Annotated in this window: 6 protein-coding genes; 4 read left to right on the top strand and 2 right to left on the bottom strand. The window is 34.9% G+C overall.

Annotated features, from left to right (window positions below; translation table 11 throughout):
* Window positions 1-16 precede the first annotated feature (16 nt).
* Together mvaD and mvk are read right to left on the bottom strand one after the other, a co-directional pair.
* The gene (mvaD, locus tag EKM68_RS06115) at window positions 17-982 is read right to left on the bottom strand and encodes a diphosphomevalonate decarboxylase (RefSeq protein ID WP_125588858.1); all 966 of its coding nucleotides are present in this window, start codon (window positions 980-982) and stop codon (window positions 17-19) included.
* Window positions 975-1,934, bottom strand: a complete 960-nt coding sequence (gene mvk, locus EKM68_RS06120; protein ID WP_125588860.1) for a mevalonate kinase — start codon at window positions 1,932-1,934, stop codon at window positions 975-977. Before mvk ends, mvaD begins: the two co-directional genes overlap by 8 nt.
* Window positions 1,935-2,036: 102 nt before the next feature.
* Between mvk and EKM68_RS06125 the strand changes: the two genes are divergently transcribed.
* The 4 genes from EKM68_RS06125 (at window position 2,037) to EKM68_RS06140 (ending at window position 12,566) form a co-directional block, all read left to right on the top strand.
* Complete coding sequence (locus EKM68_RS06125) at window positions 2,037-5,573, top strand: PD-(D/E)XK nuclease family protein (protein ID WP_164509370.1); 3,537 nt, start codon at window positions 2,037-2,039, stop codon at window positions 5,571-5,573.
* Window positions 5,566-9,201, top strand: a complete 3,636-nt coding sequence (gene addA / locus EKM68_RS06130) for a helicase-exonuclease AddAB subunit AddA (RefSeq protein WP_125588864.1) — start codon at window positions 5,566-5,568, stop codon at window positions 9,199-9,201. The genes EKM68_RS06125 and addA overlap by 8 nt, the downstream gene beginning before the upstream one ends.
* A gap of 18 nt (window positions 9,202-9,219) precedes the next feature.
* Window positions 9,220-12,024 carry a helicase C-terminal domain-containing protein gene (locus tag EKM68_RS06135; RefSeq protein WP_125588866.1) on the top strand — a complete coding sequence of 935 codons (2,805 nt, stop codon included), beginning with the start codon at window positions 9,220-9,222 and terminating at the stop codon, window positions 12,022-12,024.
* Between the two features lie 62 nt (window positions 12,025-12,086).
* On the top strand, window positions 12,087-12,566 hold the full coding sequence (locus EKM68_RS06140) for a cell wall elongation regulator TseB-like domain-containing protein (RefSeq protein WP_125588868.1): 480 nt from the start codon (window positions 12,087-12,089) through the stop codon (window positions 12,564-12,566).
* The last annotated feature ends 83 nt before the right edge of the window (window positions 12,567-12,649 follow it).

A 12,649-nucleotide genomic window follows, 5' to 3' on the forward strand; every position in this document is an offset into this window, starting at 1 on the left:
CCTTTCAATATAAATATCAGATGTATTGTATACCATTACCAATGTTTGCGACAACTGTGGTGACGGTGGGTAAGTTATCTTTGATGTACTTTTGAACAACTGGAGTTGATTCTTTAGTACAAATAATTTTTACATTTGGCCCAGCATCAATGGTTACGTAAGCGAAGACGCCTCGGCTACGCATTGATTTTACAAGTTGTATAACTTGGATCGTCTCTGGTGCAAAGTACGTAAATGATGGATTGGCCGAAAGTGTCAATGCATGCATACTCATGGCATTGTGTTCTGATAACTCACCGATTTTTTGAACATCTTTTTGAGCAATTGCTTGCTTAATTTCGTTTATCTCTGAAGACACTAGTGTAACCCAATTATCATAAAAAGGGGAGGTTTTTACGCTACTTTCCATTCCGGCAGTACTTGAAACCTTTTTGGCATCTTGATTAATGACAACAGATAATAATGATAAATCAATATTAGGGTGTTCATCAATAGGCACAGCGTAAGAAGTATCATTGTTTGTTCCGGAAATCCATTCTACGAAACCACCATATATTGAGCGAGTTGCTGATCCAGAGCCATTTCTAGCCAAAATAGACAGTTCTTTATTATTTAAATTTAATTTCATCGTTTGATTCAGTGAGGCAGCCAAAGCTGCAAAACCGGAGGCCGATGAAGCAAATCCAGCAGAAGTTGGAACATGATTAACTGAATCAACAGTAAAATGTTCATTGAAACCAAAGTATTCTCTAGCAAAATCTAAATATTTAACAATACGTTTATTTTGATTTTTATTTAATAACTCATTGTTTAAGTATATTTGATCATTTTCACTATCGATTATTTCTGATTTAGTATCAGTATAAAAACGGTCTAGAGTTAGAGAAAGACTATTAGTATAGGGGAGCTTGAGTTTCTGATCTTTTTTTCCCCAGTATTTTATTAACGCAATATTTGTGTAAGCTCGAGCTGTTTTAGTCACCGTCTGATTCCTCCGCATAAATAGAAAGTGGTTGAAGCCATGTTTGTTCGGCACCTGATTTGATCAGTGCTTTTTGAATCATTTCTGCACTTGTTAAGTTTCTGGCCAGACTAATAATACATCCACCGCGACCACCACCGGTGATTTTACTTCCAAGGGCTCCGGCATTATTAGCTGATTCAATTAATTTATCTGTCTTATCTATGGCCAGGTTCAGGTGTGACAGTAAGCCGTTGGCTTCACTGAAAGTTTGTCCTAAGTCTTTTAGACGATTACCACTCAATTCCAAACTGGTTTTTTTAGTACATTGACCAAGTTGTTTGAGAATTTTACCGACCTCATTGGGATCCTTGTCGTACATTTTTTTAACATCAGAGACGGTTTCTTTAGTTTTACCTTTAACTCCTGAATCCGCAATTATTAAGAATCCATCGGTTTCAAAAGTAAAGTAATCGACTGGATCTTTTTTACTGAATTGGACTGGTGAATTTGAGATAACTGTTAGTGCATCTAATCCAGAGGCTTTACCATGTGTGACGGTTTCTGATTTGTTTACGTAATTTAGTAATGTGTCGTGATCAAGAATATCATCAAAAAAATTGAAAAAAGCTCTAGTTATAGCAGTACCAATGGCTGCTGAAGAACCCAGACCACGTTCAATAGGTAAGCTGCTGTCGATACTGATTGTGTAATTAATATGCTCAGCATTCAATCTTTTATCTAACAAGTTGATTAAATACTTTACGCCAGACAATGAATCTGGAAGTTGATTGATTTTTCCAACATAATATTTAGATGACATGGTGCTTTCTTTTTGAGCATCAATTTCATTTATACGAACAATAACTGGAATACTGACCAAAGGGATGGCGATTGCGGGATAGCCGTAAACTACAGCATGTTCTCCCATGATAATTGTTTTTCCATGGCTTTTTCCGATTCCTTTAAGCATATGCTCACCTCAGTTTCTCTAAAATTATATTTTATACATCTAAAGCTTTGATTTCCACTGTGATTACCTTAACTATGATAGAATTTTTTCAGGAGAATGATTATGACATTAAATTTTGTACTCGGTAAAAACCAACTCGACCATCAAAAAAAAATGATGGAATTATTCAAAAGTGACTATCAAAAAAATTCCAACGGACAGTTCTTTTTTTTAGTACCTAATCATATTAAATTCGAATCTGAAATTAATACATTGAAGGCACTAGGACAAGATAATGGAAATGACGATGAATTGATTGCAACAAGCAATGTCCAGACCTTTTCATTATCACGTTTAGCTTGGTATTTTTTACGTGACCAAAGTATTTATAACACAGATTCCTTAACTGAAACTAAATCAGCTATGTTATTACGCAATATTATTTTACAACATAAATCTGAATTAAAAATCTTTTCAGGGATGGTTGGCAAACCTGGATTCATTGATCAGCTATCGACACAGTTCACAGAATTGCTGAATGGACAAGTCGAGCCGGATGACCTGGAATCTGTCTTGAGCCAGGATAATCCTGAAGTATTTACGGATAAGATTCAAGAATTAGATATTATTTATCAAGACTATTTTAATCAAATTCAAGGCTTAGCAACAAATACTTTTCAATTGGATGCATTAAGTAAATTTTTTGATGAGAATTTACATACACAAAATTATTATTTTTATATTTCCGGTTTTTCATCGTTTACAGCCGCAGAATTGAATTTGGTTAAATCTATGATTTTGAATTGCCACAATGTGACAATTTTATTTGCCTTGGAACAGCCAGTTCTTAAGATGGATGAAGTTTCGGATTTCTATTATCGTCCAGCCAATACTTATTATCAGTTGTATCAAATTGCACGTGCAGGACAAATTGCATTTCATAACTTCTTTGCCGATAGATTACGAGTTTCTGAAGATATTGGTAAGTTGGAAGATTATTGGATTCAGTCCAGTGAATATAGTGAAAAAATCCAAAATACTTCATTGAATGATAAGAGTTCAGTTCAGGTATGGAAATGTACTGATAAGCAAACAGAGGTTTCTTCAATCAGCACATATATTCGTCAATTGGTTGCTAATCAAGGTTATCGTTACAAAGATTTTTTGATTTTGACGCGTGATTTAGGACAGTACAGTTCGTTTATTGAATCATTTATGGAGAACAATGAGGTTCCGTACTTTATTGATCTTCAAAATAAAATGACCGATCATCCATTCAAGAAGATGATTGATCTGCTGTTTGCATGGGTCAATCGAGGCATGCAAAGTGGCGACGTTATCGCATTACTTAGGACAGAATTACTGATTCCGGAAGTATTTGAAAAAACTGATATTTCAGTTTTTCGTGAAGCAGTGGATCTAACTGAGAATTACGTACTTGTTAATGGAATTACTAGAAGGTCATGGTTAGGTAAAGACTTTGTACCTGACGCCAAGCTGGACAGTAAGGTCGATGCTGAAAAAATTCGTGGCTATCGATTAATGAATACCGTCAAAGACTATGTTTCATCATTATATAATGAATTGAATAATTTCTTTGAAGAAACTCATACAACGGTTGAAGCAACAGCTTTTGTTTATAATTTATTAACCGATCGCGGAGTCTTCAAACAATTGCTTGATTGGCAAAAACTGGCCACAGAACAGCATGATTTGTCTCAGGCCGATCGGCCACAGCAAGTCGTCAACAAGTTCAATGAAATATTAGATGAGTATGTCAATGTTTTTAGGGACGCTAATTTCAGCAGTGACGATTTTATTGAGATACTGGACGCTGGTTTTGAGACTGCTACATACTCACAAGTTCCATCGACATTGGATGCCGTAAGTATTTCTGAAATCGGAATGATTCAACCTAATGATCGTCAAATTACTATTATTCTTGGTTCAACCGTCAACAATATGCCGGGAACTTCTGTGTCGAACAACATTATTTCAGATGATGAACGACAAGCTATTTCTGGGGCACTGGTTGATGGGAAGTATCTTAAAGATTCAGATGAGATCGTCAATAATTCTGAACCATTCTTGCATGATGTTGTTTTTACGACTGCTAAAGAACGTTTGATCTTCACGTATCCAAACTTCACTGATGATAATAAACAACAAGAATTATCCAGCTATGTTGTTAGGATCATGAATCATTTTGAATTGCCAGAGCAAAACATTTTGCTTAATCCTGATTCTAAAGATGCTGAAGAGAATCAAGTTATAAGATATATTGGTTCGAAAACGTCTAGTCTGAATTATTTGATTCGTGTATCACGTTCTGCCTTGGATAATAAAATCGGCTTATCTAGTCAATGGAATTATGTTCGTAGTAGTTTGACGAATGATAATTTGGATCAGACTAAGTTTGTTATGAGTTCATTAGATTACAAGAACATTCCGCACGACTTGAGTCCTGATACAGTTGAACGTTTGTACGGGAAAGATATGAATATTTCTATTTCAAGACTTGAAACTTTTTATGAGAACGAATACCAATATTTCCTTAAATACGGATTGCGTTTGAAGCCAAGACAATTATTTGAAATAACACCAGCACAAACCGGGTCATTGTTTCATGCAGTCTTGGATGGTCTAGTCAAATATACCAACCAAGAAAAGGTTAAGATTCAAGATTTAACTGATGAACAACTGTCAAAATTAGTTAGTGATATCTTCAAGGAAAAAGTTAGTTATCCTGAAAATAAAGTGTTTTTAGCTTCTGCAAGGATGGAATTTATTGCTAGTCAAATCGAAAAGACCTTACGTCAGTTAGCCTTGGCAATCAAACGTCAATTGTCACGTAATAAATTTATCCCTAGGGCTTCAGAAGTTACCTTTGGTCGAATCAATAATCAAGAGAATCTACCTGGGTTGTCATTTAAAATCCTTGATAAACACTGGATCAACGTACGTGGAAAGATTGATCGAATTGACGAAATGGTAGTTGATGGAACTGACTATTTAGCAGTTATTGACTATAAATCTAGTGAAAGAGACTTTGATTTTTCTAATTTTCTTGAAGGTTTGACGATGCAGATGCCGACTTACTTGGAAAGCTTAAATCAGAATTTGGATATATTAAAAACAGAGACAGACGCGAATGATGCTAAAGTGGCTGGAGCCTTTTACTCACGGATCTTGAACCCAAAATTAAAATTGACCCGTAGTGCAATTACTGATACTGATTTATTAAAAGAATTTAAACTCAAAGGATTAGTATTAGATGACGAACAATTACTTAAAAACATTGATACTAAGTTAATTGGTAGCGGCAAATCGCCAATCGTACCAGTGAAGTACAAGAAGGATGTCGGAGCGCTTGGTGAACCAGACAGTGTTCTAAGTCAGTCTGATTTCTTTAAAGTATTGAATTATAATCGTCATTTAATAACTAAGGCTGGCGAAAAAATCTATTCTGGTAAATTGAATCTTAATCCCTATCGAGACTATCAATTGAAGACTGGATTGACATACAGTGACTACCAGTCTATTTTTCAATTTGACGCGATGCTGCCAGAGAATGACTATCATGAAATTATTAAATATAAAAAAATTGATGTCTTGAAGCGGATTGAAGATATCTTAGAGGATGGTGAAGAAGATGCCTAAATGGACCGATGATCAAAACAAAGCTATTTTTCATCATGGACATGATATTTTGGTTTCAGCTGCGGCTGGATCTGGTAAGACAACGATTCTGATTGAACGGATTATTGAAATGCTAAAGAACGGTGAGAATGTCGATAATTTGTTGGTCTCAACATTTACTGAAGCCGCAGCCATGGAAATGAAGGACCGTTTGATTGCCCGTATCAAAGAGCTATTACAGGATAAAGAATTGGACAAAGAAATTAGAGAACATCTTCAGAAACAAATTTTTAAAATTCCTATCGCTAATATCAGTACTTTGCATGCTTTTTGTTTGAGTGTTATTCAGAAGTTTTATTATGTGATTGACCTTGATCCTAATTTTAGATTGATCAGTGATGATACTGAGAAATCAATGTTGCAGGAACAAGCTTTTGATAATGTTAGAAATAAATACTACGAAAAGAATGATGAAAAATTTATGCAGTTGACCGAGAATTTTTCTGATGATCGTAGTGATGACGGTTTAGTTGATGTCGTATTTAAACTTTATGACTTCGCAATTACCAATGCTAAGACTGACGAATGGTTAGACGATCTGAGTTCAACTTACAAACTCGATGCGCCATTTAATCAAACTGACTTTTATCAAAAACAGTTTTTACCACAATTTTTCAAGTCACTAGATCAAATCATCTCAATGTCACAAGGAGCTATCAATACAGCACTTGATGATGAATTAGGATCACTGTATGCCAAAATGTTCAAAGAAATGATTGAACAAGTGGATCAGATTAAAAAAGATGCTGTGACAGAATCTTTTGATGACTTAAAGGAAAGTGTGATTCAACTTAAATTCACTTCAGTGCCAAAAGTTTTGGCTAAACAAAAAAAAGATATGGATCTCACGATTTTTGATTTTGTTAGAAGTGTTAAAGACGATATAACTAAACGAATCAGAGATGATTTGATCAATGACTACTTTATCCAAAATGAAACTGATACTTTAGCATCGATGAATGATTCCGCTCAAATAATCGATAAATTGATTGAAGTTGAACACAAGTTCATGAAGGAGTTTATGAGAATTAAACTGACGAATCACGCATTGGACTTTAATGACTTGGAACACCAGGCTGTTCAAATATTGTCAACTAAGGTTGATAATAGACAAATCGCCCTGGATTACTATCAAAGCAAATTCCATGAAATTATGATCGATGAATATCAAGATGTTAATGCCATGCAGGAAAATATTATTCAGTTATTAGCAAATGACGACAATAACATTTTCATGGTAGGGGATATCAAACAGTCGATATATGGTTTTCGTCAAGCTGCTCCGTATATCTTTGCTCACAAATATGATGAGTTCCAAAAAGATGATAATCCTAATGAATTAGTCAATCTATCGATGAATTTCCGATCATCAGGCTCGGTCGATACGTTTGTTAATAATATTTTCAAGAAGATCTTTGATCGTACGATCGGTGATATTAATTATGATAAGAATTCTCAATTGGTTGAAGGTACCAGCTTTCCAGAAGATTCAGATACTCAAAATGAACTTTATATTTTAACTAAGGAACACAATATCAATCAAGTTACCAAGCGGCAGTCTCAAATAGAATTTGCAGCTAAACGTATTAAAGAATTAATGGATTCAAAATTTCAAGTTTATGACAATAAACACAAAGAATATCGTGACTTGAAATATTCAGATATAGCCATTTTGTCCAGAACCAAAGGTAATAATACCGACTTGATCTCATATTTTTCAAAAGCTGAGATTCCATTAATGGTTACGGATGCACAAAACTATTTTCAAACAACGGAATTACAAATTATGATGGCGATGTTACAAATCGTTGATAATCCTAGACAGGACATACCGTTAGTAGCAGTATTGCGTTCGCCGATAGTTGGATTGAACGAAGAAGAACTGGCACAAATTCGTTTAACCGATAAAGGTGACGATTACTATACGGCGATGAAACTTTATGCTGAAGCTGATAATAGTGATAATAAACTTGCCGAACGTCTTAAAACATTCTTTATACAGTTGGAGACTTATCGTGATTTTGCTAACAAAAATAGTATTGCTCGATTAATTTGGAAGATTTATCAAGAAACAGGAATATTGGAATATGTTGCGGGGATGCCTGGTGGAAAGCAACGTGCGGCTAATCTGCATGCTTTGTACCAACGTGCTAGCGGTTATGAAGAGACTAATTTCAAGGGATTACATGCTTTTATTGATTTCATCCAAAGAATGGAAAAAATGAAAAAAGACCTGTCACAGCCTAACAGTATCGAAGTGGTCGATGATACTGTTAAAGTTATGACCGTCCATGCTTCTAAGGGACTGGAATTTCCAATCGTGATTTTCTTAGATCTTAGTCATGGTTTCAACAAATTAGACTATGTCGGTAGTACTTTGTATGACGTTGATTTGGGATTAGGAATGACTCTGCTCAACACAGATACAAGGATTACTATTCCAACAATTCAACGTTCACTGATTGCTACCAAAAAGAAGGTGGCAACTGTTTCAGAAGAAATGCGTCTATTATATGTTGCCTTAACACGTGCTAAACAAAAACTGATCATGATTGGTTTTGAAAAAAATATTGGCAAAATGTTTGGACGCTGGGATAGCACTATTGTTGAAGACAGCGGTGTGATTGACGAAGCATCACGTTTAGGTGCTGGTACATATCAAAATTTGATAGGAATGAGCACACTCTCAGATAACGAGCGTTTGCTAGCAGATGGTGAGAACCATTACGAAAATCGTGATGCACATATTGAGTTGCAGATTGTCAAAGAAGACGAAGCGTCGAAGACCGTGACGACTAGCAAAGTTATTCAAATTGCGACGGAACAACCTTCCAAACTATTCCGTGATACAGTCAGCAATATCTTGAATTTCAAATATCAACATCAAGAGGCTGTTGAAACAACTGCGTATCAATCAGTTTCCGAAATCAAAGGATTATTCGCCGATCCAGATGACGATGAAATGGCGACAGATTTGTTGTCAGATAAAGGTAAGTATATTCAGGATACCTTTGCAAAACCCAAATTTTTAGCTGAAACTAAGTCAGTATCCGCAGCTGAAATAGGTAGTGCAACTCACTTATTACTGCAAAAAGTCAATCTTGAACAAACACCAACACTAGAAACATTTGAAAAATTATTAACTGAATCAATTGCTGATGGAACGATAGAGGAAAATGTCGGAAAAAGAATTGATCTTCAGAGTTTGGCAAATCTCTACCAAAGCGATTTGGGACAGTCAATAGTTGAACATCAAGCAACAGTTTCACGAGAATTCCCTTTTTCAGTTCTAATGCCAGCAAAAAGATTGTTTAAAAACGTAGAAAAAAGTGATTCTAGTGATGATAAGATTTTGGTTCATGGTATTATTGATGGAGTGATTGAACTAGAGGACTGCATAATTCTCTTTGACTACAAAACTGACAATGTGAATAATCAAAATCTCAATGAAGCAGTTGAGAAATATTCCGGACAATTGAATCTCTATGCACAAGCGATATCAGTTATCCGCAACAAGCCAGTAAAAGAAAAATATCTGTACTTCTTGAAAATTGATCAGGCAGTAAATTTAAATAAAAATATTAACTAAGATTAGTGGTGAACTATATTGAAAAATTCCTACGCTGTTGTTGATCTTGAGACAACTAATGCTAATTGGCATGACAACGGGCGTATTATTCAATTTGGCTGTGCACTCATAGAAGATGGTGAGATCGTCAAGATCTATAATCAAAAAATCAATCCGCAGGTACCGATTCCTAGCCGAATCACAGCCTTAACGGGATTAAGCGATGAAGATGTACGTGATTCACCTACTTTTGAAGAAATTGCACCAAAGATTTTTAAATTATTGAAAAATAAAATTTTTATTGCTCATAACGTTAATTTTGATTTCACGTTTTTGAACCGTGAATTCAAACGTATTGGAATGAATGAGTTGAACATCAAAGCAATTGATACTGTTGAATTGTCACAAATTCTCTTTCCAACTATTAGTAGTTATAAATTGCAAGATTTAACTGGTTATTTGAGTATTCAGCACGATAATCCACATAGTGCTGATAGTGATGCTTTGGTAACGGCAAAGTTATTCTTGATAATTATTAAACGTCTAGAAGAATTACCAATTCAAACTTTGAAGTTGTTGGCTAATTTTGGCAAAGATACAATTCGTGACACTAATTTAGTCTTTAAACAAGTTGTTCAAGAAGTTGAAGGTCAGAATAATGTTCTGCCTGATTATTTGTATGAACGAAATGGTCTGATCCTACGAAAAAAGGATTTGCATATCGGTGAAACTATCGATAGAACTTCAAAATATCCTGACACTAAGCTGAGTAAACAAAAGATGTTGGAAGGTGTCCTAGATTATCGTAAGAACCAAGCTAAATTAATGGACGATATTTATCAAACTAGCCAGCACCGCAATAAGGGTAAAAAATGGAATCTGATTGAAGCTCCAACCGGTTCAGGTAAGACACTGGGTTATCTATTACCACTTTCATATGTGGTCAATAGTAATCAGAAGCTAATAATTGCGACGACGACCAAGGTTCTTCAACAACAGATTATCGATCAGTCGATACCATTGTTAAATCAGGTCACCGGGAATAGCCATCACGCTGAAGTGGTGAAGAGCAGTTATAATTTCATTGATCTTGATCGATTTTATGAAGCATTGGACAATTATCGTATGCATAGTCATACGGCTATTTTGAAAATGAAGATTATTGTTTGGCTGACGATGACAACCACAGGTGATTTAAGTGAGTTACATCTGACAAATTACAATAGTCCTTTGTTTACAATTATTAGACATCGTGGCGAACAAAAAGAAAATACTTTGTTCAGTCGAGATGACTTCTGGATGTATCAACAGAATCATTATCAGGAATCGTTGATATTAGTGACTAATCAATCGTATTTGGCAAGAAATATTGACAGTACGATTTGGGGTAATAATTCTTATCTTGTAGTGGACGAAGCTAATCATTTCGCTAATAGTTTGAGGGATGTTGCCTCACCGAGCGTTGATTTTTTGAAGATGAATGAATACGTCAAAAAAATCAGTGATATTTTATATCAGAATCGCGTAACCTTACGTTATGCCTTCACCGAAGTGACGACTCAACTGTGGAATTATCAGGATTTACAGGATATGGATAGTCATTTCCAAGCAATCGACGAATTGATGGAGAGGTTGGAGTTCAATGTTTTTGAGAACTATGTTCAGGATAATGTTTCATTTAAAAATCGTGAGCAATTTGTTTCAATAATCGATAGTGAACAGAAGTTTGGAAAAGATAATTCCGAATTGATCGATTTGCTGTCGGACTTAATCGTGGAGCTTTCGCTGATAGTTAATCGAATTGATACATTGTTCGATCAATATAATTTTCAAAAGAATTTTATTTCAGTGGAATTATCAAAAATTATTTCTAATTTAATTATTGAAAACAGTAAGTTACGTGGAACTTTAGCAAATGTTGATGAATTGTTACAGTCATTACAAGGACAAAAGCAAGAATTCGGTGTTGAGATAGAAATGCGTGATTACTATGAACCTAATACCTTGAAGATCAGTTGGCGTCAATTTGATATTAAAAATCTTATCAATGAAGTCACGGATAGATTCAGTCAAATTGTTGCTATTGGTGCAGCCATAACTATTCAAAAAGATTTCTCACATTTCATCATGGATCTTCAATTAGATGAAGAGCAGATCAATCAAATGAAGATTTTGCCGGATGCTAATAACATGGCTAAGAATAGTAAAATCTTCTTACCATCAGATGTTCCGGATATTTTTTCACTTGGTGAAGATGAATACTTTGACATGGTTACTCGTTACATTGTTGAGATTCTCGACAACTTGGATCACCAAACAATGATTCTCTTCAATTCATTGAATACATTAAGCAATGTATACGATCGATTGATGAGAACCGATGTAAAAGAGAAATGGGAAATTCTGGCCCAGGGTGTGACTGGAACTAATGAAAAAATCAAAAAACGTTTTGCAATAGGTAAGAGATCTGTTTTACTTGGCGCTAATTCTTTCTGGGAAGGTGTCGACTTTCCCAATAAGATGCTAGAAATCTTGATTGTTACTCGAATTCCGTTTGAATCGCCTGAACAACCAGATGTAAAAATTCGTCAAGATATTTTGCGTGAACGTGGATTGAATATCTTTAAGGCAGATGCTTTGCCAAAGGCCATTTTGCAGTTAAGACAAGGATTAGGTCGATTAGTTAGAAGCCCTGAAGATAAAGGGGTTATCTTGCTACTAGACAATCGTATCTTGACTAAGAATTACGGTAAGGAGATACTTAACTCACTGCCAAATGGATTGCAGGTTGTTGACGAAAACATAGATTTAATTAAAAAAGATATAAATGAGTTTTTGAATTAAGTAATAAGTTGATATACTATTATTGCTGTAATATTTCATTTGACTAAGGTAAAGGAAGAATTATGAATAGAAGCACAAAAATTTTACTGGCGATATCACTAGTTGCGCTAGTTGTCGTTTCGGCATTAACGTATATTAATCTTTCTGCTGCACCGAACTCAAGTGCTAAGTCACAGGCTGATTCTATTGCAGAACAAAAGGCGGGGATTACTCAACCAGACTATTTTGGTAATTTTACTCGTGAAAAACAATATTATTCAGTTGGTGGTCTGACAAAGAATGATAAATACCGTTATGTCATTATCAATGCGAAGAGCGGTAAAACTGAAACAATTGATTTGAATAATGCGCCTGTTCGTAAGGATGTCATTCAAGGGGTTGCTGACAGATATAGTGCAACGAAAATCTTGCACATTAATCTAGGTATTTATAAAAGCAAACCAACTTGGGAAGTATCTTTCCAAAACAAGAAGGGTACTATCGGCTATAACTTAGTTGATTTTCGTACGGGCAAAAGTGTACAAATTATAAATAACTTATAAAATATCGTATTTAAAGATTTGAATGTTATTCAGAACGTTGTTTACTTGGTAAATAGCGTTCTTTTTGTACGTAATAGTAGCTA

Source organism: Companilactobacillus jidongensis (genome assembly GCF_003946575.1).
GTDB lineage: Bacteria > Bacillota > Bacilli > Lactobacillales > Lactobacillaceae > Companilactobacillus > Companilactobacillus jidongensis.